Consider the following 24,114-nt stretch of genomic DNA (forward strand, 5'->3'; position numbering starts at 1 on the left):
GGTTCGGCGTCCTGCCTCACTACTCCACATATACATATACTATTTTGCTTGTAGTCCCTTCAATGTAATCACAAAGCATTTTTTCTTCTATATAGCTAACTTATGGCTATTACAAATTTTATTATTTAATATGTGAAAAATCTTAATCACAAAAAGATATTTAATAATAATTCTTATTTCTTCAATATCTTAGCTAATTCCCCAGTGATAACAGGTATAATTGCTAATCCTACTGCTACACCCATTTGAGTCATATCTAACGGGAATGTTCTGAAGACTGGTTGTAAAACTGGTATATATACGACTCCAATTAATAGAAGGATAGCGATCAGTACTGAATAATTTAAGTATTTATTTCCTAGGAAATTCATTTTGAATATAGATAGTGTTTCTGATCTTGCTGAGTAAGCTCTAAGCATTTCACCTATAATCAAAGTTACAAAACATAGGGTTCTTGCTATGGTAAGTTTGGTGTCACTATTTACGTCACCTGCCAAGATGAATCCTAATTGGTAAGAAACAAGTACTGCTATAGTGAGACCTATGCTTTGAAAAGCTAATGCAATACCCATTTGGCGGTCAACTATAGGTTCTTTAGGGTTTCTAGGTTTTACACTCATTATTCCTTTTTCGCCTTTTTCAAGTCCTAGTGCAAATGCTGGAAATGAATCGGTAATAAGGTTTATCCATAGAAGTTGAATAGGTACTAGTGGAACCTGCCAGCCTGATAACATGGCAATGAATATTATTAGAATCTCGCCAATGTTACAAGATAGTAAAAATCCTACAAATTTTCTAATGTTACTGTAGATGATACGTCCTTCTTCAACTGCGTCTACAATACTTGCAAAGTTATCATCTGTCAAAATCATATCAGCTGCTTCTTTTGAAACGTCTGTTCCTGTGATACCCATGGCAATTCCGATATCGGCTTTTTTAAGTGCTGGGGCATCATTGACACCATCACCTGTCATAGCAGCAACTTCGCCATTAGACCTTACAGCTTCTACAATCCTAACTTTATGTTCTGGGGAAACCCTTGCGAATACACTGGTGGTCTTGACTTTTTCTTTTAACTCTTCTTCTGAGTAATCGTTGATCTGTACGCCTTCCATAGCTTGTTCTTCACTATCAATAATACCGATTTGTTTTGCTATTGCACTACCTGTAACTATGTGGTCTCCAGTTATCATGACAACTCTGATTCCTGCATCTTTGCATAATTTTACTGCATCTTTCGCTTCTTGTCTTGGTGGATCTATCATACCTGTAAGACCAACAAAGATTAGATCGTTTTCTTCATTTTCCAATTGGACATCTTCATTGACTTCTTTGTATGCAAATCCTAAAACCCTGAGAGCATTTTTTGCGAAAGTTTCATTGACTTCACTAATTTCATCTTTATGTTCTTTGGTTAGAGGCTGGGGTTTGCCATCTATTATTATCTCTTTACATCTAGATAAAATTACATCAGGTGCACCTTTTGTGAACGTAGTGAATTTTCCTTCAACATTATGAAGTGTGGACATTAGTTTTCTATCAGAATCAAAAGGATATTCTTTTAGTCTTTGATATCTGTTATTAAGCTCATCCCTGTCATATCCTGCTTTTGCTCCTAGAACTATGAGAGCGCCTTCTGTTGGGTCTCCGATTATTTCCTCGTCTTTCAGCCTAGAATCATTACATAGAATTCCTGCCATGAACATTTTCTCTAGTAATTTATTATCTTTTCCGCCACTAGTTATGTCTCCAGCAGTTTTATATCCTGTGCCAGATACTTCCCAATGGTTAGTTCCATCAAATACTTTTACAACAGTCATTTTATTCTGTGTCAATGTACCTGTTTTATCAGTACATATTACAGTTGTACTTCCAAGTGTCTCCACTGCTCCTAGACGCTTCATGATTGCGTGTCTTTTTATCATCCTCTGCATACCCATAGCAAGAACTACGGTAACAACTGCTGGCAGACCTTCTGGTATTGCAGCAACAGCTAGACTCACAGAGGTCATCAATACCTCAATGAAAGGCTGATTCCTTAGTAAACCAAGTACAAATATGATTGCACATACAATAATACATACTATACCTAATAATTTACCAAAAGCATCCAGCTTCTTTTGTAGAGGTGTCTCTTCTGAAACAGCTTCATTAAGCATAGAAGCGATTTTTCCAATCTCCGTTTCCATTCCAGTACCAACGACTATTCCTTTACCTCTACCATATGTAACGATAGTACTCATATAGGCACAGTTCAATCTATCAGCAATCTGAGATTGTTCATCCAATAAAATTTTTGCATCTTTCTCCACTGCAACTGACTCTCCAGTAAGAGCAGATTCATCAATTTTAAGATTAATGCTTTCTGTTAATCTTATGTCTGCAGGAATATAGTCTCCTGCTTCTAATTCAACAATATCTCCCGGCACTAATTCTTTTGAATCAATACTGGATATCTTGCCATCTCTTATGACTTTTGCTCGTGGAGCAGCCATCTCTTTTAATGCCTTCAATGCATTACTAGCTTTCCTTTCTTGTATAATTCCAAGGGCAGCATTCAGTATGACGATTCCAATGATAACTATTCCATCAACTACTTCACCTATAGATATTGATAAAATACTTGCAGCTATTAGTATAAGTATTATAAAACTACTGAACTGTTCAATAATCATCTTGAACAATGTTTTGCCTTGTTTTTCTTTCAAGCTGTTGGGACCGTATTTTGTTTGTCTTTTGCTTACTTCTTTGCTACCTAATCCGCCGCTTAAGTTAACGTCTAAATCAGCTGCAACATTATCTACATCCATTGAATAATATTTAGCCACCTTAATCCTCCTATTCTAACAATTACAGTTAGCTCCTAATAAAACCAACAATAATATGATAATACCAAATAATGTTAAAAAAATAAAGCCTTAGTATGATTATTTTATTATTTATCCTCTTTATTATTGTGTTCAAGACTATAAATAATTATTAGAAATAAAAAAAAGACATGCTATATATTATAAAGCTATTATTTTATAAGACTTAACACTATAATGCATCTCAGAAAAAACTATAAAATATATTAGTTATTTCTATTATATCATTGCCAACATATTTCACTTATGTAACAATGTAACCATATATAGAGTGAGCGCTCGTTCTATAAATGCATGTACAGTAATATAATGTTATATAGGTACATTCAACTGTATATGTGTTATATGAAAGGAGGAGATTATGTGACACAGGAATTAACCAAAGCGAACATTAATCTTTATGCTGTACTTCGAAACCTTGAAGACTTATGTGAATTGGATGAGGATATGAAAACCCTTATAAAAAACATAAGCATGAGGATTAAGTTTGTTGTTAAGAACGGTCCAAAAGGATATTTATCCTTTGAAAACGGCACATGCACATTCAGTAATAATCTGGACAAATGTAATATTATCCTTTATTTCAAATCTCCACATCATTTCAACCAAATGATTGATGGAAAAGCTAATCCAATACCTCTAAAAGGACTCACCAAAATCAGCTTCCTCAAAAATGAATTCATAACTCTCACAGACAAACTGTCATATTACTTGAAACCTACACCATCTCTATTACAAAACGAAACTTATCTAAAAAATAATACCATACTAACTGCTTACACTGCTTTTTTTGCTCTTGCACAAGTCGGCAACACAGATCCAATAGGGAAACTCAGTGCCAAAAGAATACCAGATGGAATTATCAATGTATCAATAACAGAAAGTAATACGGGAATACATCTTATCGCAAAGAATGGTCATCTGAAAGCAAAGAAAGGATTATCTTCTAATAATAGGGCTTCCATGACCTTCTCAGATATTATCACCACTAATAAGATATTAACTGGTCAGATAGATACTTATTCTTGTATTGCAACTCAAAAACTTCAAATGAAAGGTTATATTCCTATGCTGGACAATATGAACAAATTACTTGGTCTGGTATCATCCTATCTACAATAAAAAAATCAGGATTTAAAAGTTTCAAAAATAGAAAGTGTATAACTTTATTATTTCATTAAAATTTCTTTTAGAGTAAGGAGGTTAAACAATTGCAAACCTATACTTATAACGAAAACCAAAAGCTGTTCAAGAAAGCTTTGAATTTAATACCTACAGGAGTATACGGCCACTTAGGTCCAGCCGAAGGTTGTTTTATACCAGTACAAAGCTACCCATTTTTCTCATCTAGAGCAAAAGGAGCTTATTTCTGGGATGTAGATGGTAATCGTTTCATTGACTATATGTGTGCATATGGTCCTAATGTTCTAGGCTACAATGATGAAGATGTTGATATGGCAGTTGCAGAGCAAATGAAGCTTGGGAACTGTACAACTGCTCCATCTTCCATCATGGTGGATTTTGCTGAACTTCTAGTTGATACTGTAGAGATGGCGGACTGGGCATTTTTCGCAAAGAATGGTGGAGATGTTACAAGCTTTGCACTTATGATTGCAAAAGCAGCTACTGGAAGAAAGAAAACTATACTTGTTAATGGTGGTTATCACGGGGTAGCCCCTTGGACACAGAAGTTAGGTTATCCAGGCATATGTGAGGAAGATGTGATAAATAACATCTACGTAGACTGGAATAACTATGAGCAAGTGGAAAAAATTGTTAAGGAGAATCCCAATGATATAGCCTGCTTCATGGCAACTCCTTATCATCATCCAGTATTTACTGACAACGAATTACCTGAAAAAGATTACTGGCAGAAAATCAGAAAACTATGTACAGATTATGGAATAGTATTAGCTATTGATGATGTTAGGTGTGGATTCAGATTAGATATGAAAGGTTCAGATCATTACTTTGGTTTCAAAGCTGACTTGATGTGCTTCTGTAAAGCTCTTGGTAATGGATATAATTTTTCTGCATTATGTGGAACAGATGCCTTGAAAGACGCAGTTTCATCAGTTATGTATACTGGAAGCTATTGGTTATCTGCTCTACCTTTTGCTGCTGGTATTGCATGTATTAACAAGTTAAAGAAACTAAATGGACCAAAATTGATGCAGGAAAAGGGTAAGAAACTGACTGATGGCTTAGTGGAAATAGGTAAAAGTTATGGTTTTAATCTAAAAGTAACAGGAGTGCCCTCTATGTGGTATATGAGAATTGCTAACGATGATTCTCTAACTCTTCACCAAGAATGGGTATCCCAATGTGTTAGAAGAGGTGCTTTCTTCGCTAACCATCATAATCTTTTCATTAACTGTGCCCTATCTGATGAAGATATAAAACTAACCCATGAAATAGCAGATGAAAGCTTTAAAGTAGTAAAAAATAATCATAAAGAAATATAGTTATTTCTTAGAAAGGAGATCATTATGCCATTAACTGACATAGAAATAAAAAACCTAGAAAAAAAAGCACATGAATTACGTAATCTATGCGTTGACACTGTTGTTTGGGCAGGCAGCGGACATATTGGTGGTTCCCTAAGTGCAATGGATATCTTAACTATACTGTATTATAAATACCTGAACATTGACCCATCAAAACCTCAATGGGAGGATAGAGACCGTTTTATTCTAAGTAAAGGTCATATTGGTGTAGGTTTCGCACCAGTCCTTGCTGATAAAGGCTACATTGATAAAGAATTACTGAAAGAATATAATCACACCGGTTCTGAACTTGGTATGCACCTTGATTCCAACAAAGTTCCAGGAGTAGATGCATCTACTGGTTCATTGGGTCATGGTCTACCAATAGCTGCTGGTATGGCGTTAGCTGCACGTATCAGTAACAAAGACTACAAAACCTATTGTTTACTTGGTGATGGTGAATGTGATGAAGGTTCTGTATGGGAAGCAGCAATGTCAATTGCTCATTATAAAATAACCAATCTGGTAACTATAGTAGATAGGAATCGTTGTATGATTGATGGTCCAACAGAAAATGTTATGTCTCTTGAACCATTTGCAAAAAAATGGGAAGCATTCGGGTTCATTGTAAAAGAGGTAGATGGTCATAATTTCACTGAACTATCAGAAGCCATTGAGTACGCATTAGCAGAAGATAAAGCTCCTGTTGTCATCATAGCAAATACCATAAAAGGCTGTGGTATTGATTTTATGGAAGACAACTATAAATGGCATTATGGCGGACTTAATTCTGAAAAGATAGCACAGAGTAAAGCAAGCTTGGAAAAATATTATAAAAAACGTGTGAAAGGAGCATAGACTATGGGTGGTTTAACATATACAATGCTTGATACAACTAATCTTTCAACAGCTGAGATGTATGGTAATGTTCTATGTGAATTAGGTAAAGAGCATCCAGAAATAGTAGGACTTTCAGCAGACCTAGCCAAATCTACAAAAATAGGTTTATTTGCAGAAAAGTTTCCAAATAGATTTTTTAACACAGGAATAGCTGAGCAAAATATGTTTGGTATTGCTTCTGGTATGGCAAAATGCGGTCTTGTTCCTTTTGTATCCACTTTTGCAATCTTTACTTCCATGAGAGCACTGGACCAAGTACATACAGACATATGTTATCAGAATCTAAATGTAAAAATGATAGCTACTCATGCAGGATTGTCTTTTGGTCAGGCAGGAACAACTCATCATTGTACAGAAGATATTGCTATCATGCGTTCAATGGCTAATCTAAAAGTTATTGTACCTGCTGATGGTATGGAAACTGCCAATGCAGTTGTTCAGGCTTATGAAACAGAAGGCCCTGTATATATTAGAATCAACAGAGGTTTTGACCAAAAAGTATATGAGAATACTGATTATGATTTTAGAATCGGCAAAGCTCATCAATTGACGGATGGTAATGACTTGACTATCATCGCCTGTGGTTCTTGTGTATATCAAGCTATAGAAGCCGCAAAAATTCTTAGCAGTGTGGATGGTATAAAGGCAAGAGTCCTTAATATGCATACAATAAAACCTATAGACAGAGAAGCAGTGTTAAAAGCAGTATATGAGACAAGAAGAATAATAACCGTTGAAGACCATAACGTAATGGGTGGTCTTGGAAGCGCTGTAGCTGAAGTAATCATTGAAAGTGGAAAAGGCTGTGCCTTCAGGAAACTTGGTATTCCAGATACCTTCTCCATTATAGGTCTTCATGAAGATTTGATGGCTTATTATGAAATAGATACTAATGGAATAGTAGAAAATGTTCGAAAACTAATCGGCTTGGAATTTGAAGAAGATGAAGATTGGGAAGACGAGGTGTAGATAATGGCTACTAGAGAAGATATTTACGCTAATAAGATATTTCTTAACGCAATACTTCCATTAGTTAAGACAATTATCGCATCAAATGAAAAGTATGCAAAGAAATTCAAAAATAAGAACGGGATAGTTGGTATAAGTGCAAAAGACCCTGATGGAAAAGTTGGCACTCATTATATCATTGAAAATGGGAATTTTACAGTTGTAAAAGGTCCTAATGACAAATGTGATGTTGAGCTTGAATTTCGCAGTATAAAAGACCTTAATGACTTTTTTGCAGGTAATAGCAAAAAACTCCCTAAGATAAAAGGCTGGTATCATGTTGGTCTGCTTACTGCTACTCTATCAGTTCTTATGTATATGGCTAAATTACTTGGTATCACCGAACCTCCTCAAAACGATGATGAGAAAGATTTAGTTGTAAAATTATATTTTTCACTACTATCAACTGGTATAAGTCAGCTTAATAAAACAGGTCATCCAGAAGTATCAAAATGGGTTAAGAAGAGTCCAGACCGTATTTTTGCATGGAAAGTGACTGGAAAACCTGAACTCTCTTCTTATATAAGGATAAAAGCAGGAAAATCCAAAGCTGCACGTGGAGAATATAAACGTTCTAAGCCATTTTTCACTATGCGTTTCGATTCTACGGATAGTGCACTTGGAACACTTTTAGGCATTGATGATATGATTGAAGCTACAATAACAGAAAAACTGATTATGGAGGGTGCACCTGAATTTGGAGCACAGCTAGGTGAATATATGTTACTTGTCGGTTCCTACGCAAAAGGAAGTTGATTATATTTCAATAACTTTGGAAAGGAATGTATTACCATGAAAATAAGGTCATTAAGTCATGTAGGACTTACAGTCTCTAATTTTGAAGATGCTGTAGACTTCTATAGTAGAACTTTTGGTTTTAAATTAATCAGTGAACAGACATTAGAGAAAGAAAAAATCGATAATCTATACGACTTATATCTATTAAAAAATGCAAAAGTCCGTTTTGGTTTTTTACGAGCTCCAAAAGGTGGTGTAATCGAGATATTTGAATTCTTCCCTAGTGTACCTAGTGAACATGCAGTATGGAATAAACCAGGACCAACACATTTCACTTTGGATGTAAAAAATGTTAAGAAGTGGTATAATGTATTAAAGGATAAGGGTATAACATTTTTATGCGAACCTCAAAATACTGATGGTACTGAGTGGGTTTTCATGAAAGATCCTGACGGTAATTTGATAGAGCTTATCGATCTAAAATTGAACTATCCCATAATAAGAATCATGGGAGGATTAGTCGCTTACATAATGTCAAAAACAAAATTCAAAAAATATTATTAGTATATATTGAAATTAAACACCTATATATCCATTTAAATAAGTTCAATATATTTACATTGATATTATAAGCCGAATAGAACTAAATAATTGCTGGCTCTATAGCAATTATTTAATTCGACTTATTTAAATGTTGAGTTTTTTGTTTACTAAGGGGGTTAAAATGGATACAACACTAAACACTAAAGAAATTACTGGTAGAACTAAATATCATAAAAGTACTTTTGATAAAATATCTGAAGAACGTAAACAACGGATTATGGATGTAGCTACTTCTGAATTCGCTGCAAATGGATATAATGCATCTAACATCAATACAATAGCCAAAAAAGCTGAAATAAGTATTGGATCAATGTATAGTTATTTTGCCTCCAAAGAAGATTTATTTCTCACAATTGTGGATGAGTGTTTTGGACTTCTAGAATCAGTATTATATTCTATAGACATTGAAGAAGGTGATATTTTCTATATCCTTGAAAAGCTGTTAAGAGCTTCTAGACATTACGCAATCAAATATCCAGAATTCAACCAAATATATCTTGATGTCACTACTCAAGCATTAAGTAAATTTTCTAGTAAACTCTCTCATAAATTAGAAGACATAACAGCTAATTTTTATATGGATATTCTAGATTCTGCAAAAAAAAATAAACTTATTGATAAGAATATGAATTACAATGTAGTTTCTTTTTGCATTGATAATCTTATTATCATGTTTCAATTTTCATATACATCTGATTACTATAGAGAGCGTATGAAAATATTTACAGGATATGATACTATAGAAAATGAGGAAATGGTTATCAAAGAAATCCTGAAATTCATGAAAAAAGCTCTACTATAACAACCACAAACAAACCCCAATGCATTAAAAATTCTATGCATTGGGGTCTATTATTACATACATTTACTTCTAATACGTTGGAAGATTATCCAGATTATTATCTGTTGTTCCATCTGGATCAGCTCTTAGAAACTCTACACCATTTTTAGCTCTGCTTACGTTAACACCATCAATCTGATTTTCTTGAGCCATCTTAATAGCATCTTCGATAGGGTAAGAGTTACCATCATCAAGCATGACATCTGTTATCTTACCATAACCATCTTTTCTTACTTTAGTGATTCTAGCTTTTTCCATTGAAATCCTCCTTTAAGTACAAAGCTCTTCTTTATTATAAGCAATGTAATTATGTCAGTAGATTACTTGTTGATATATTAATAATTACACTCTTATTTTGTACCATTTAAGGAAAAATATTCATTAATTTGTATTTTATAGAATATGTAACTATACATATATCTTTTTCACATATTCTGATGTGAATAAACTTAGTACACTTCCGTATTTCAAAGAAAATCTTAGTATACTGCCAACAGTATAATTCTCATTACTATCAGTTACATCTAATATCAAGTGATCACTGCTGGAACCGATAATTTCAATGTTTTTATCACCTGGCAATATATCTGTGGGATCAACATCCTGCCTTCCAATTGCACAAATGGCTCTTTTTCGTATACCTTTATCATTGAAGGAAGGTACATTACCAAAAGCATCCATACCAATAGTACCTATAGGTACTGATGGTTTATCCTGCAACTCTATTATCTCGCATTGTAGAGTCATTGCATCTTGATAAGTATCTTCAATGGTATTTCCATAAGCTGTCTCTCTTCCAAGCACAATTGATTCTCCCAGCCTTAATTGATTAATTCCTTTTGGCATATCTCCTGCTTCAATTAAATGTAGACTACTAGAATTTCCTCCCGACACCACTTTCAGATTCAATTTGTATTTCTTTCTAATAGTCTCTTTCAAAGTTAATAGATGCTGAAGATTAGATTTCTCCGGAAGAATCCCTCCGTAACATGTTAGATTAGTTCCTATTCCAATTAAGTCGATATTATCTAATGAAATTATTATTTCAACCGTTTCAAATATCTCTTCTTCATCAAAAATACCTTCTCTAAGGTCTCCTAAGTCCACCATTAAAATTATCTTGTGCCTAAGATTTCTTTTCTTAGCTTCTTTTGATAATCTTCTAATAGTTTCAATTTCAGAATTAAGAGATATATCAGCATACTGGACTACTTGTTCTACTTCGCTTATCATAGGTAGTCTGAGTAATAGTTTTGGTAGCTTGAAGCGCTTCAATTTCTTCAGATTCTCTATACGTGAATCTCCTATTACCCTTATACCTCCTTTTACCATCTCCCTCACTATCTTAGGTTTACCACAGAAAACTTTGGTAACTCCAACCACATCTATATTGTTTTCATTACACATTTCAACTAATTTCAACGTATTATTTCTAATTTTTGCAAGATTTATTTCGACTCTTGGATAACACATTATAACCTCCTATAGAACAATACAAATATTCATTAATAATTAATAAAGTTATTTTTTATCTTGTTCTAAGCTTTCTAATAGTAATTTTAGTGCTCCTTTTGGATATTTCTCTGATATTACACCCAATGAGGCCATTATATATAATCTGTCAACTAATATTCTCACATCTTTTGATGGCAGTAATTCGTCTCCATTACCTTGTACCATCTTTTTGAGAATATTTATTCCTTCAAGTCTAGTTAATGCACCACCTGTTCCTATTATATACTTTACATTAGTTAAATCTTTTCCTTCAGCTATAGTTTTCTTACCTGTTGTACCATATAGATACCTTAAGGTTCCTGCATGTCTTTTTATAGCAATGGTACTAGCTTCAAGAGTTAATTGTTTTATCAGCTCCTTCTGAAGTTTTGTTTCAGGAATAGGTTTATAGTTATCAATTATATCTTGTAGAACAGTCATATCAATATTCATTTTTCTAGAAAGTACTTCCAGAGTTATATTATCTATTATATTGCCTACATTAATGTAAACTCCAAGGTCACCTTCAACTGTACGTTTTGCCATTGGTTCTGGACTTACTAATATTTCATTGATCTCATCACTGCCCATTGTCACAGAATGGACATCTGTAGTAGCTCCACCTACATCTACAACTACCAAATCTCCTATTTCCTTTTCTAATAACTGAGTTGCTTTCATAACAGCTCCCGGTGTAGGTAATATATTCATATTTACTAGTTCACGTACCTTCTCCATACCTGGTGCTTTTGTTATATGTTCCTCAAAGACTTCTTGAATCTTCAATCTTGTAGGTTTCACATTAAGCTTATCAATCTTAGGATAAACATTCTCCACAATATAGATTCGCCTTGAAACTTCTTCAAATATTTCTCTAATTTCATCTTGATTCTGAACATTGCCTGCATATATGACAGGTGTATCCTTCAACTCCTCAATACCAGCAATACACTCTGCATTATATAAAGCAGTATCCCTCTCCCCGAAGTCAACTCCACCTGCTAATAAAATGATATTGGGTCTGATTTCTTTTAACGTCTTGATATCCGTTCTTCTTAGTTTCCCTGAAGTTATGAATTTGATGTTAGCTCCTGCTCCTAATGCAGCTTCTTTTGCAGCTTTTACAGTCATGTCATGAACCAATCCATGAACAGTCATCCTAAGTCCTCCAGCAGCACTACTGGTAGCAAAGAATTCATTGTATTCAATATAAGGGGCATCCAAGTTTTTCTTTAAATCATTAAAAGCATTCTTGAGCCCTTTTGTAACATCTCCTTCAAGAACAGTTGTATAGGATTGACCTTGACCAACAAACTTTGGATTATCTGTTTTCATATCCGCAAATGCATTAACAACTGTAGTTGTACTTCCTATCTCAGCTGAAATAAGATCCACTTTCATATTTATCACTCATTTCTATTTAGAGATTCCTAATTTTTTCTATTTATCTTGTTCATTCTCTCTTCTTTTTTTAACTAAGAATGTAGCCACATCTACACCTTTTGATCCTCTTCCAAACCCAGCATCCATACCGTTTTTGACTGCTATTTCAGGTGTAACTTGTGTTCCCCCGCTTACTAGAATTATCTTATCTCTTATACCTTTTTCAATACAGTAATCATTGATTCTTTTCATGTTTTTATAATGAATCTCATCATGACTTATTATAGTTGAAGCAAGTATAGCATCTGCATTAAGCTCAATAGCTGAATCAACAATCTTTGCTACAGGTACAGATGTTCCAAGATAATGACATTCGATTCCGTACTTTTCAATTCCCCCATGTTTAATATCTAATATTTCTCTAAGACCTACAGAATGTTCATCTTCCCCAATAGTTCCTGCAACAATTTTCATAGGCTTATTCTTTATATCTTCTCTTATTTCATCATCACTCATAACGATTGGCTTTGGAGGTATAACAAGGTCATTGATATCAACCCCAAAGGATACCTTACCTTTTATTTCGATTCTAGTCCCCTCTGCCATTTGCATAACTTGTTTGTGAATAACTTCTACCTCTTCAAGATTCATTTTCTTACCTATCTCAACTGCTGCAAATTCTGCCGTTCTTTCATCAGTGGGTAACATCATAGTTATAAGTACTGTTCCATCACCCATCCATTCCATTTCTGGTTTTAATATAGAAGTTTTTCTTATATCTTTATTTTCTTCTAATCTCTTATATACATTATCTTCTTCATCTAATTCATCTATGTATACTATCTTGCTTCTATCTTCAAAAGTACATCCGCCAATTAGTGATGAAGGGTCTTTAACAGCTTCTTCCCCATACTGAGTAAGATTATTGTATCCAAAGAATGCTGTAACAGGTGCCATATAATCTTCGTCTCTAGTGAAAACTGTACCTGCACCAACTCCACCATTAATCTTTCTTACAATACCATCATAATTCCTTTCTGGATAACAACCAGAATCAACAAAGAATCCCGATTCAACTGCATTGAAGTAGCCGCCTATATCCAGTATCTCTTCCATAAATAATACAGCACGTTCTTTTAATTCACGTATCTTCTCTGGAAGAAACCCTTCATCTCTCTTCAAGGCTACCATGTCTTTCAATCCATCCATACCTATCATGGCTTGTTTAGCAGTATTAGTACCTTCTATATTATATATATGCCAAGGTACATTTCTTCCTTCATCAGGAGTTATGGTTGATTGTATATCAGCGCTTGTCAGTTTGGAAATAAGTAGGTTAAGAGTATGAGTTACTGTAGCTTCTCTTGTTGATGAACCCATATATTTCGTATTCTGCTGAGCCCTTATCTTATATTCTCTAAACAATTCCCTTAGTGCTATAGCATAAGGTAGGTCAAGCTTCATGCAAGGTGCTGGTGGAGCAGTTGGTGGAACAGATGATAAGCATATGTTTTCCTTCTTGATTCCAGATTTTACGGAAAATATGGAATTAAGTCCATGCTGTACCATAAGTTCAGGCATTACTCTCCATGCCTCTCTTGCAGTTGCATTAGCATTATGAGCTCCATCTATCTGTACTATACCTGCATACGCCATCACATGCTTTGCATTGGCTGCATCTACAAAAGAACGAATCATGTTGATGTTTCTGTATAAAACATTATATTGTGGGTCTTGATGAGCTCCATTGACTCCTTCTTCTGCAAACATTACAGCAATTTCTGGTCCTGCAACACCACTTACATAAGAGTGATAATTAATTTCTCTGCCCACTTCATCTTCAATGTAATCTAGTGCCTTCCTCTGAGCTCTAAGTTGTTTTCTTGTTATTGGAATTCCACCTATACCTTGTGGAGTTCCTTCTATTAAACCATCAAAATGGCTTTGTCCGGCAGTTCTTATTACCATAAGATGGTCAGCACCATTCCAAGCAGCCATACGCATTCTACGTATATCATCTTCAAACCTTCCTGATGCAATCTCTGTAGTGATAACACTATCAGGCTGTGGGTCAATATTATTGAAATAATGGGCAGCTGGAAGCGGTTGGCTCTGTGTTAAGTTTTCACTAGTGTCACTGTAGTAAAATGGTCCAATTTCTCTTTTTTCTCCTCTACCATCTCTCCAATGCCATCCCATTCTACGAGGTGAATAATGCTCTAAATCTTCCAAAATATTATCTATATCCAGTTTTTCATTAGGTTTTAGATTCATTTGTTACTTTCCTCCCCCAAAAACTTGTTCTAAGTGAGCCCATAGCTCTTCATCATTATTAGCTAACCTTAGTCCTGCTTCTCTTATGGATAAATCTTTATCCCTAGCGGCTCTATATACTAAATGTCCAGCACCTTTTCCCACAAGATGCTTCTTTTTTTCCATTAAAGATGCTACAATAGCTTTGGATTCAATACTGGAAAATCCCATTCTCAATAATACCGAACGTTCAATTGATGGTGAAGTATTATTCTTAGCCATCTCTATCATAGGGTCAACTATTTTTTCAGCCAACTCCCAAAACCTTTGTTCTAATTCATCTTCTGTTAGATTCTCCAAATGTTTCCTTCTTGATTCGTAGTCATCCAGTCGATTATTACCCATAAACATCCTCCTTATAATTAAACTATTTCAAATAAGTCCCCATTACCTATAGATTATTATTTATTCTAATATCCATTACCATTTCATTTCTGCTATTATTCTTATAACTTCTTGCACTCTAAGTTTTGTTTCTTCAGCAATAAACTTTACTTCATCATCAGAAAATCTTTTGTTATTTTTTAGATTCTTAATATAAGATTTCTTCAATTTCATCATATCTAACTCTTTAGCTTTTATTAGGCTAGGATGCTTTGGCAATATAATATTCTTACCTGGAATTTGATTAACTGGATCACCAATCTCTATACTTATACCGTTTTCTCTTGCAAAAGATAATTGAGCAGATACATGTTTACCAGCTCCTGTATATTCTGTTTCCTGTACAACTATAATTTTATCTTCATCCATCTGTGTAGCTAGGTTGAATGCTGCTGTTACTGATGTATTTCCAGCAGGTCCTCTCTCAAGTCCTTCAATCATTGCCATAGCTTCTGTCATATAAAATACTTCTCCTTGAGAAACAGTAACATATCTATCCATATATCTTAATGGTCTTGCAGCTGATCTTGGAACATCTGATCTATCTGGATTAGTTGAAAAAGGTACGCCAAAACCTGTATGACCAGTGGTAAATGATTTCTTGTTGAATTGGTTATCACTTGCCATATGAAGTCCTGTCAGATCAACACTTGCTCCTATTATAGTGGTATTATTGGCTCCTGATTTCAATAAACCTCTTGCAGTTCCTGTCAAGTTTCCTCCACCTGCATTAGTAACAACAACTACATCAGGATCCTTGTTCTCATTCTCTCTGAACCATGTAGCAAGCTCATATCCAAGAGTTTCAATACCAGCTACACCAAAAGGTGTATATAGAGAAGCATTGAAATAACCTGTTTCATCAAGTACTTTCAAAAAAGTATAGAATAACTCTGGTCCTACTGTAAGTTGTATGACTTCAGCACCATAAGCTTCACATTTCCTTGCTTTTTCAATAATCTCTGGCTGCCCTTTTCCTTTGCTGTCATAGCATTCTTGGATAATGATACATTTTAATCCCTGCATGGCTGCTTGACTTGCAACTGCCGCACCGTAATTACCGCTAGTTGCAGCTACTACACCTTTATATCCTAATTTTTTGGCATGATAAACGGATACTGCTGCTCTTCTAGCCTTGAAACTACCTGATGGATTGGCTGCTTCGTCTTTTAAAAATATTCTGGCACCTTTACCTTTGCCACCTATTTTTCTAGCAAGTTTTGTAAGATTCTTAAGTTCATATACAGGTGTATCACCAACACTAGTTTTCTTTTCAATCTCTCTGACCTGGTCTAATTCATATCCAGTTTTTTTCATCATACCTTCATAATCAAAAACAACGCCTTCTCTTTCGAACTCAGTGTAGTCAATACCTACTGCTTTTTTCATTATCTCATTTTTTCTGCTCATTATTGCTTCATAACTAGTATCTCTACTCACTATCTTCACCTCCTAGAATTGTCCTAAGCTGATTACCAATATAAGAAAGCTCAGGAATGTAATCTCCAAAAGTATGTTGATAGCTTGGATTGAATTCTATCAAAGTACCCTCTATCTCACGGCCAATATATGTTCTTACAGTAACTCTATCATCTATACAAGCTTCTTCATCAACTAAATAACCTTTTACCCACATTTCAAGAGGACATTTTTTTGTATCATCCGGTAAATGACTAGCCCTCTTATCAGGCTCTAAAACAGTATTATGAATTCTAACCCAGTCACCTTTTCTTGCTATCATAATAAATACCCTCCTTTGGTACTAACTAAATTACTCTATCATATCTCTCATATCACCCATAATAGCTCTTGGAACTGGTAAATCCAACATGGTCTTTAGTCCAGCTCTTGCATTGATTACATGAGGTATCATATTGACACACATAGCAATAGTTCCAATTCCTCCTGGAATCTCTGGATTAATAGCCATATTTACATCTGGGACACCTTTGATTCTTATGTAATCACCAGTACTTACCCCTTCAAGCTCTGGCTCTATTTGTTGAGGATGAATCATATTAATCTTTCTTTCCCCATTAACCATTCCATGACCAACCATGTTAACACCTGCTACATTACCTGCTTCTACCTTTGCATAAGGTGTCTCTCTATAAACGTTGGAAATAATAGGTTTACATCCTTGGCTTATTGGTCCATCCAATTTCCAGCCGATTGCATCTGTAATCATCCTTATGGATTCAGCAAAACCTACATGACCAGCTAAAGAACCATCTTCAACTCTTCTATCAAAATCATCTGATTTAATACCTACACCTTGTTCTTCCATTACCGTTGGACCAAAAGGTGATAAACTGTTGACTCTTTCACATTCTATACTCTCAACTTCTTCACAAGCTCCTGTTAAAACAACAGCCAATAAGTCCATAATCAACCCTGGATTAATTCCAGTTCCTAAAACTGATACGCCATTTTCTTTTGCAATCTTATCTATTTCATCTGACAATTCAGGAGACTGAGCTCTTGAATATGCCATCTCTTCAGCCGTTGATATAACATTGATTTTCTTCTTAAGGATATATACTATCTTATCAAAAGCACCCTTAACATAAGAATCTGTACATAGTAATGCTACATCTGCACATTTCTCTGTAAATATTTCATCTTCGTCACCACTAATGATGACCTCGCTTCTATCCTTTTTCTCTACTCCCAAAACTTCATACATGCTTTTACCTATTTTATTAGGGTCTTTATCACACACTCCAACTATTTTGACACCTTGTTTTTTTAACAGCATATTAGCCATTCCGCTGCCCATAGCTCCAAATCCCCATATTATAACTTTTATATCTTCCATACCTTATCCTCCTATATCTACTCCAAGGAACCTATTCAACTTTCCCACTACATTGACCTTTTAAGTCATGCTAATTAAAAGATCCATTCAAAGTAGGAAAGTTGATAATATACTGATAGGTTACTTAGTTTATTAATTACTTATAAAGTAGCTACCATCACAGCTTTTATAGTATGCATTCTATTCTCTGCTTCATCGAATACAACTGAGTATTTGCTTTCAAATACCTCATCGGTAACTTCCATTTCACTTATACCATATTTCTTCTCTATTTCTTTACCGACAGTAGTTTTAAGATCATGAAAAGCTGGAAGACAATGCATGAAGATAACTTCACTATTAGCCATATTCACCATATCCATATTTACTTGATAAGGCTTTAATAACTTGATTCTCTCTTCAAAATGCTCTTCTTCACCCATGGAAACCCATACATCAGTATAGATGACATCTACATTACTGATACCTTCTTCAACGGAATCTGTAACTTTTATAGAACCACCTGATTCATTAGCATATACTTCAGCTTTAGTTACTAATTCTTGCTCTGGGAACAACTCTTTTGGAGATACTATTCTAAAGTCCATACCCATCTTTGAGGCACCTATCATCAATGAGTTAGCCATATTGTTTCTGCCATCACCTACATACGCGAATTTTATTCCCTTCAAATAACCTTTATGTTCAAATATAGTAAGGAAATCTGCTAATATTTGAGTTGGGTGGAATTTATCTGTTAGTCCATTCCATACAGGAACACCAGCATATTTTGCTAAATCAGATACTGTATCATGGGAAAATCCTCTAAACTGTATACCATCAAACATTCTTCCAAGTACTCTAGCTGTATCAGCAACAGATTCTTTTTTACCTAATTGAATATCACCTTTTCCTAGATATTCTGGATGAGCACCTTCGTCAACAGCGGCTGTTACGAATGCACATCTTGTTCTTGTAGAAGGCTTTTCAAATATTAATGCTATGTTTTTGCCATCAAGATTCTTAGGTCTTATACCTGCGTATTTTTGTCTTTTTAATTCACTGGCTAAATCAATCAAATACTCAATTTCCTTCTTAGAATAATCCTCTAATGATAACAAATGTCTTCCTTTCAAATTAAATGCCATATTACCTTCCTCCTTAAAAATTTATATTATTTTTATCTTTGATATATAATTTGAACTTGTTGAAACAGTTAAGTAGATGTTTAGTTCAATTTATATAGATAATTAAATATCTTCTCTTATGATAGGCATACTCATACATCTTGGACCGCCTCTGCCCCGAGACAACTCAGAACTATGAATAACGTGTGTCTTAACACCATTCTCATTAAGTATCCTATTTGTTACATAATTCCTTGAATAAACTACAACTTCACCAGGAGCTATAGCAAGAGTATTAGAACCGTCATTCCATTGTTCTCTTGGTCCATCTATCTTATCTCCGCCGGCACATCTTATTAAAGTAATATCAGTTAACCCAAGATATTTTTTCAATATTTCCTGTAATGTTGCCTTTTCTTCAGTAATTTTTATAGAATCATCTTTCTCTTTAGTTATTGAATAAACTGTCAATGGACCTTCTATCTCATGATGGATAGTGAATTTATTATAATCAATCATTGTGAAGACTGTGTCCAAATGCATGAATGCTCTCTTTTTGGGTATATTGAATGCAAGTATTGTGTGAAAACTCTGACCTGATTTGAAGATATTTTTTGCAAGTGTTTCTACCGAATGTGCTTCTGACCTTTCTGAAATACCTATAGCTAAAACATTTTTATTAAGAATTAGTGTATCTCCGCCTTCTAGAGATGTTTTTTCATTGCGATTATATAATATTGGAATGTCACTATCCTTGAATCTTGGATTATGCTCTATTATATATTTCATGAAAAGTGTCTCTCTATTTCTAGTGCACGTTCTCATCTTATTAATTGTTATACCGTTCCCGATTGCAGCGGCAGGGTCTCTTGTAAAGTATAGATTAGGCATAGGGTCCAGTATAAAAGGATAGGTCTCATCTACTAAGTAAGCTAATGATTTTGCTATATTTGGTATTTCATTTTTTCTTATTCCTGACATCATTTTTCTAATTAACATACCATCATCTTTATTATCAAAATACTCTAATAGCGCATATTTCATTCTTTCATCATATATTCTAGCTTCATTTAAAAAGTCTTTTATTAGAGCTTCTCTAACCTTCTTATCCTCTATCGCTTCAACTACCAAGTCCTGTAAGTAAAGTACTTCAACCCCTTGTTCCTTCAATGTCCTAGCGAAATAGTCATGTTCCCTTATAGCTTCCTTTAGATACGGGATTTCATCAAATAAAAGTTTTTCCATAAGATTAGGTGTTAAATTTTCTATTTCAGCTGAAGGTCTATGAAGAATTACAGAAACAAGCTTGCCTATTTCAGATGTTACATGGAGTGGATTATCGTAAGACATCAACTTCCCCCTTTTTAATAAGTATTTTTATATTTGAGAAAATTGTATGATATAATAATTAAGTGACAAACATTTAATTTCCTCATTAATAATTCGAACCTTTGTTATCTCATTAGCAAGAAAAAACTATTAGTCATAGCTTAATTAAATAGAAAAAAATCATCAGTATATCGTCCATGAATAAAACGGTTCATATGTCAGAAATATGCACTTCTACATACATATTATCACATAATTAGTTTTCAATAACAACCATATTTTTTAATAAAAAGTGCCTTTAAAATATTATGTATTTATATTCAATACTTTTCGGATAAATATTCAACAAAAATCCCCATTATCACTGTATTTTTTATCTTAAAACCGTGTAAATATAAATAAATTTTTTTTAATAAATTTCTTAAAATAATTATAGTTTTATAGAATTATCATATAAAAAACACATTGATTTTAAGACTTTGCTTTATTAAAGTATTATAGAGAATATTATTTAGTATTCTATATAAGAACTTTAATTAGTATGATAATAGGTTATATTTTCATGTGCTAAATGAGAAATTTCTTGGATATAAAAATAGAGTATCTTACTTAGGATATTAACCTAGCAAAATACTCTTATTAATTAATGATTGATTTTGACTTTAGATACCTTGTTCATTAATCTGTTCTTCAAATTCTCTACGAATTCTCTCGGCTTCTTCATGGGTCATTCTTTTAGCTTCTATTTCTTCTTTTAGATATTTCTCTCTAGCTTCTAGGAATTCTTCTACTGTATCAAAAGGACCTAACTCTTTGTCACCTATCCAAATTCCAATGCTAATACTAACATCAATTGGAGATTCTCCATAATCTCCCCATAGCTCATACGTAGAATAACACCGTTTACCATCTTCATCTAGATAACTTTCACCTTGTATAGGTTTACTCACAAATCCTTTTCCTGATTTTATGCTTTCTAGTTGTTTTTTCATTATCTCTAGAGTATCTTCAAAGCGTCTCTGAGCTTTATCTATCTCAGTCTTAGCAAAATATTTTGACTCTTTAATCTCAGCCATATAAGCATTATGATTATCAATAAAGTCAATCATATATTTCTCGTATTCCTCAGCCGTATATTTTTCCACTTTACATTTAAGTTTTATCTTTTCTGGATCAATTTCAATAAGTTTTCCATCTTCGTTATGTTCATAGACCTTTCCATTAGAAGATTCAAAGATTTGTGTTGAACTATTTACTATTTCTACATTTTGAGAACTTCTTTCATACTTAATTGTACCATCGGGCATTTCTTTAGCTTCTGTCATTGCAAATACGCTTGTAACACTAATCAATAAAAGCAATGCACTCACTAAACTAATGATTGATGCTTTTCTAAATTTCATATTATCAAATCCTTTCTTTGATGTTTTAATTTTGGTTAACATAGACTTACATAGTCTATTGTTATGCCTACAATCTAATTGTTTTAATTATATATCATCTCCTCCAAAAATGACTATTGCAATAGTCATTTTTATACTATCACAATAGTCATTCTTATGTCAAGACCTTTTTTTTAGTTTTTTATAGAATATATTTATAATATGGACTTTATATTTATACGATTTCAATCCATATTGTAATACTCCCCACCTATTGAAATTGAACTTGTAATAACATTACCATTCTCATCTATATATTCTTTTTCATCAACAGGTTTGTATATAAAACCTTTACCCGATTTTATTATATCTAATTCATTTTTCATCATTTCAAGATTATCTTCATATATCTTTTGTTGTTTTTGTAAATAGGATTGTGAATATAATTCTGATTTTTCAAGTATAGACATATAGTTCTTATAGTTAGCAATATAATCTTCCATTTCTTGTTCATACTCTTGCTGGCTATATGCTTCTAACTTATAATTAGGCTCAGTTAATTTTTCATTTACTTGATTTAAATGACCATTATGATAAATATAAGATTTATTATGACTAGAACTACCGTTTTGAATCTGTGTTGTATCTGTAACAATGACTATATTTCTGTTATTTTTTTGATTATCAATGTAATTATTGGAACTAATAGGTTTGTCTACTGTCATAGCAAATACACTACTAAAACTTAAAATAAAAATAATAGTCATAATAATAGAAAATGTTGATAATTTTTTAAATTTCATAATCATAACGATTCTTTCTTGGATAGCATTTTTACCAAAATAACTAAATATATGTGAAAATCCTCTTTGAGTTTCTGCTAGATTTATTAGGGATAAGGCGTAGTCAGATTTTGAATTTTCTCCAAACACAGTAATTATCTTTTCATCGCAAGAAATCTCAATATCTCTATTTAATAGAATATGCATTATCCATACCAATGGATTAAACCAATGTACACATAACGCTATCAATGATACTAATTTCAATAACACATCACATCTTTTAATATGTATCATTTCATGAGTTAAAATATAGTTAAGCTGCTGGTCGTTCGAGTAATCTATGATTTTGGGTAATATTATTTTAGGTCTTAATATCCCATAGGTAATAGGCGATATTATCCTGTCAGAAGATAGAACTTTTATTTTACGTTTTATTTTTTGTTGGTTAAGCCATTCAAAGATAAATTCATTATTTTTCACAGGTATTGACATTTGCAGCCTTTTATATGAATTAATAAATGATATTATAAAATAAGTAGCTAAAATAACCATACCTGCTATCCATAAAATCATCAAGACATTAGTATTACCAATCCCGTGTTGTGAACGAATAACTTTCTGATATTGCGTTAAATCACTTATCACCGTTATATTACTATCACTAACTTTTTGTGTGTAATACATATTACTGTTTTTTGCATTATTAGAAAAATGACTCACTATAGAATAGATATTAACACGTGAGGGTATCCGTACAGGTATTAATAATTGTAAAATTGCTATTTCCCATAAAAACACGAATGTTTTTTTAGATATATGGTGCATAGCTATAGTCCTTAATATAATTACAAATATTATAAAAATACTTGTGGTAAAATTTATCCAAATAATATTCAATATATACACCTCACTTTAACTTGGTAACCAATCCTTTTAATTTTTCTATTTCTTCACTTGAAAGATTTTGATTACCAATAAAAGCTGCAAAGAATTTTTCGGTTGAGCCATCAAACATTTTATCTATCAATTCTCTTGTTTCATATTGCTGCGCTTTTTCCCTGCTGACCATGGGCTTACACATGAAGTTTGGTTCATACCTTTTAATAGCTTCTTTTTCTATACATTTTTTTATAACTGTATATGTTGTGTTTCTATTCCAACCTATTTCCTCTTTTAAAATTTTAGAAATCTTTCCAGCTGATAAATCTCCTTGTTTCCAAAGAACCTCCATAACTTTAAGCTCAGAATCAAATAACTTTAAGCTCATATTTTCACCTCCTAAAAAAACTATTGCAATAGTCATTTTTATACTATCACAATAGTCATTTTATTGTCAAGGTATACTATCAAAAATAAATACAATTAAACAGTAATAAGCTACAACTTAATTACTTCCAAATATCTTCTCATAACAGTGAAAAGCCAATTCTCTCCCTGGGAAATATACTTCTCCGACTTTTTCATATCCTAATCTTTCATAAAATGAAAGAGCAATAGGGTTACCACTGTAAGTATCCAATCTAATGGAATTATAGTTTTTTTGTCTAACTAAATCTTCAGCAAAACCCATGAAACTCTTTCCTATACCTTTTCCTTGTCCCAAAGGGCTTACAGCTAATCTATGTACTACAAGAATATCTGTTGATTTACTCTTCCAATCAACAGTTTTATATTCCT

At 33.3% G+C, this 24,114-nt stretch carries 22 protein-coding genes; 7 read left to right on the forward strand and 15 right to left on the reverse strand.

Translation table 11 applies throughout. From position 1 onward, the window contains the following. Positions 1 to 173: 173 nt before the first annotated feature. The gene (locus AACQ14_RS18155; protein WP_339365002.1) at positions 174 to 2,828 is read right to left on the reverse strand and encodes a calcium-translocating P-type ATPase, PMCA-type; all 2,655 of its coding nucleotides are present in this window, start codon (positions 2,826 to 2,828) and stop codon (positions 174 to 176) included. A gap of 402 nt (positions 2,829 to 3,230) precedes the next feature. Between AACQ14_RS18155 and AACQ14_RS18160 the strand changes: the two genes are divergently transcribed. From AACQ14_RS18160 to AACQ14_RS18190, 7 genes are all read left to right on the forward strand, one after another. Next, positions 3,231 to 3,989 carry a hypothetical protein gene (locus tag AACQ14_RS18160; protein ID WP_339365003.1) on the forward strand — a complete coding sequence of 253 codons (759 nt, stop codon included), beginning with the start codon at positions 3,231 to 3,233 and terminating at the stop codon, positions 3,987 to 3,989. 89 nt (positions 3,990 to 4,078) lie between these two features. Continuing rightward, positions 4,079 to 5,332, forward strand: coding sequence for an aminotransferase class III-fold pyridoxal phosphate-dependent enzyme (locus AACQ14_RS18165; protein ID WP_339365004.1), 1,254 nt, complete (start codon positions 4,079 to 4,081; stop codon positions 5,330 to 5,332). A gap of 24 nt (positions 5,333 to 5,356) precedes the next feature. Continuing rightward, the gene (locus AACQ14_RS18170) at positions 5,357 to 6,211 is read left to right on the forward strand and encodes a transketolase (RefSeq protein WP_339365005.1); all 855 of its coding nucleotides are present in this window, start codon (positions 5,357 to 5,359) and stop codon (positions 6,209 to 6,211) included. Positions 6,212 to 6,214: 3 nt separating this feature from the next. After that, positions 6,215 to 7,222 (forward strand): transketolase family protein, encoded by a 1,008-nt coding sequence (locus tag AACQ14_RS18175; protein ID WP_304942808.1) that lies wholly within the window; start codon positions 6,215 to 6,217, stop codon positions 7,220 to 7,222. 3 nt (positions 7,223 to 7,225) lie between these two features. Continuing rightward, positions 7,226 to 8,017: a hypothetical protein gene (locus AACQ14_RS18180; RefSeq protein WP_339365006.1), complete on the forward strand. Its 792-nt coding sequence runs from the start codon at positions 7,226 to 7,228 to the stop codon at positions 8,015 to 8,017. Between the two features lie 36 nt (positions 8,018 to 8,053). Continuing rightward, positions 8,054 to 8,563: a VOC family protein gene (locus AACQ14_RS18185; RefSeq protein ID WP_339365007.1), complete on the forward strand. Its 510-nt coding sequence runs from the start codon at positions 8,054 to 8,056 to the stop codon at positions 8,561 to 8,563. Positions 8,564 to 8,723: 160 nt separating this feature from the next. After that, positions 8,724 to 9,404, forward strand: coding sequence for a TetR/AcrR family transcriptional regulator (locus AACQ14_RS18190; protein WP_339365008.1), 681 nt, complete (start codon positions 8,724 to 8,726; stop codon positions 9,402 to 9,404). Positions 9,405 to 9,473: 69 nt separating this feature from the next. Here AACQ14_RS18190 and AACQ14_RS18195 read toward each other — a convergent pair whose 3' ends face one another. From AACQ14_RS18195 to AACQ14_RS18260, 14 genes are all read right to left on the reverse strand, one after another. Next, positions 9,474 to 9,701 (reverse strand): DUF3892 domain-containing protein, encoded by a 228-nt coding sequence (locus AACQ14_RS18195; protein ID WP_339365009.1) that lies wholly within the window; start codon positions 9,699 to 9,701, stop codon positions 9,474 to 9,476. Positions 9,702 to 9,851: 150 nt separating this feature from the next. Then, positions 9,852 to 10,916: an ornithine racemase Orr gene (orr, locus tag AACQ14_RS18200; RefSeq protein WP_339365010.1), complete on the reverse strand. Its 1,065-nt coding sequence runs from the start codon at positions 10,914 to 10,916 to the stop codon at positions 9,852 to 9,854. 48 nt (positions 10,917 to 10,964) lie between these two features. Continuing rightward, entirely contained in the window at positions 10,965 to 12,338 is a 1,374-nt protein-coding gene (locus AACQ14_RS18205; protein ID WP_339365011.1) for a GlmL-related ornithine degradation protein, read from the reverse strand. A gap of 39 nt (positions 12,339 to 12,377) precedes the next feature. Then, entirely contained in the window at positions 12,378 to 14,594 is a 2,217-nt protein-coding gene (gene oraE, locus AACQ14_RS18210) for a D-ornithine 4,5-aminomutase subunit OraE (protein WP_339365012.1), read from the reverse strand. A 3-nt stretch (positions 14,595 to 14,597) separates the two neighbouring features. Continuing rightward, positions 14,598 to 14,978 carry an ornithine aminomutase subunit alpha gene (locus AACQ14_RS18215; protein ID WP_339365013.1) on the reverse strand — a complete coding sequence of 127 codons (381 nt, stop codon included), beginning with the start codon at positions 14,976 to 14,978 and terminating at the stop codon, positions 14,598 to 14,600. A 75-nt stretch (positions 14,979 to 15,053) separates the two neighbouring features. Beyond that, positions 15,054 to 16,457, reverse strand: coding sequence for a 2-amino-4-oxopentanoate thiolase subunit OrtB (ortB, locus tag AACQ14_RS18220; RefSeq protein ID WP_339365014.1), 1,404 nt, complete (start codon positions 16,455 to 16,457; stop codon positions 15,054 to 15,056). Continuing rightward, positions 16,450 to 16,758, reverse strand: a complete 309-nt coding sequence (gene ortA, locus AACQ14_RS18225; RefSeq protein ID WP_339365015.1) for a 2-amino-4-oxopentanoate thiolase subunit OrtA — start codon at positions 16,756 to 16,758, stop codon at positions 16,450 to 16,452. Before ortA ends, ortB begins: the two co-directional genes overlap by 8 nt. 30 nt (positions 16,759 to 16,788) lie before the next feature. Next, positions 16,789 to 17,835 carry a 2,4-diaminopentanoate dehydrogenase gene (gene ord, locus AACQ14_RS18230; protein ID WP_339365016.1) on the reverse strand — a complete coding sequence of 349 codons (1,047 nt, stop codon included), beginning with the start codon at positions 17,833 to 17,835 and terminating at the stop codon, positions 16,789 to 16,791. Positions 17,836 to 17,975: 140 nt separating this feature from the next. After that, positions 17,976 to 18,962 (reverse strand): ornithine carbamoyltransferase, encoded by a 987-nt coding sequence (argF, locus tag AACQ14_RS18235; protein WP_339365017.1) that lies wholly within the window; start codon positions 18,960 to 18,962, stop codon positions 17,976 to 17,978. Positions 18,963 to 19,064: 102 nt separating this feature from the next. Next, positions 19,065 to 20,291 carry an arginine deiminase gene (arcA, locus tag AACQ14_RS18240; protein ID WP_339365018.1) on the reverse strand — a complete coding sequence of 409 codons (1,227 nt, stop codon included), beginning with the start codon at positions 20,289 to 20,291 and terminating at the stop codon, positions 19,065 to 19,067. Positions 20,292 to 20,932: 641 nt separating this feature from the next. After that, on the reverse strand, positions 20,933 to 21,673 hold the full coding sequence (locus AACQ14_RS18245; RefSeq protein WP_339365019.1) for a hypothetical protein: 741 nt from the start codon (positions 21,671 to 21,673) through the stop codon (positions 20,933 to 20,935). A 224-nt stretch (positions 21,674 to 21,897) separates the two neighbouring features. After that, on the reverse strand, positions 21,898 to 23,343 hold the full coding sequence (locus AACQ14_RS18250; RefSeq protein ID WP_339365020.1) for a M56 family metallopeptidase: 1,446 nt from the start codon (positions 23,341 to 23,343) through the stop codon (positions 21,898 to 21,900). A 1-nt stretch (position 23,344) separates the two neighbouring features. Next, positions 23,345 to 23,704, reverse strand: a complete 360-nt coding sequence (locus AACQ14_RS18255; protein ID WP_339365021.1) for a BlaI/MecI/CopY family transcriptional regulator — start codon at positions 23,702 to 23,704, stop codon at positions 23,345 to 23,347. A gap of 117 nt (positions 23,705 to 23,821) precedes the next feature. Next, positions 23,822 to 24,114: GNAT family N-acetyltransferase (locus tag AACQ14_RS18260; protein ID WP_339365022.1), on the reverse strand; the 293-nt coding region annotated here is incomplete at its 5' end.

Origin of the sequence: Vallitalea maricola (assembly GCF_036985595.1) — a bacterium.
Classification (GTDB): Bacteria; Bacillota; Clostridia; order Lachnospirales; family Vallitaleaceae; genus Vallitalea; species Vallitalea maricola.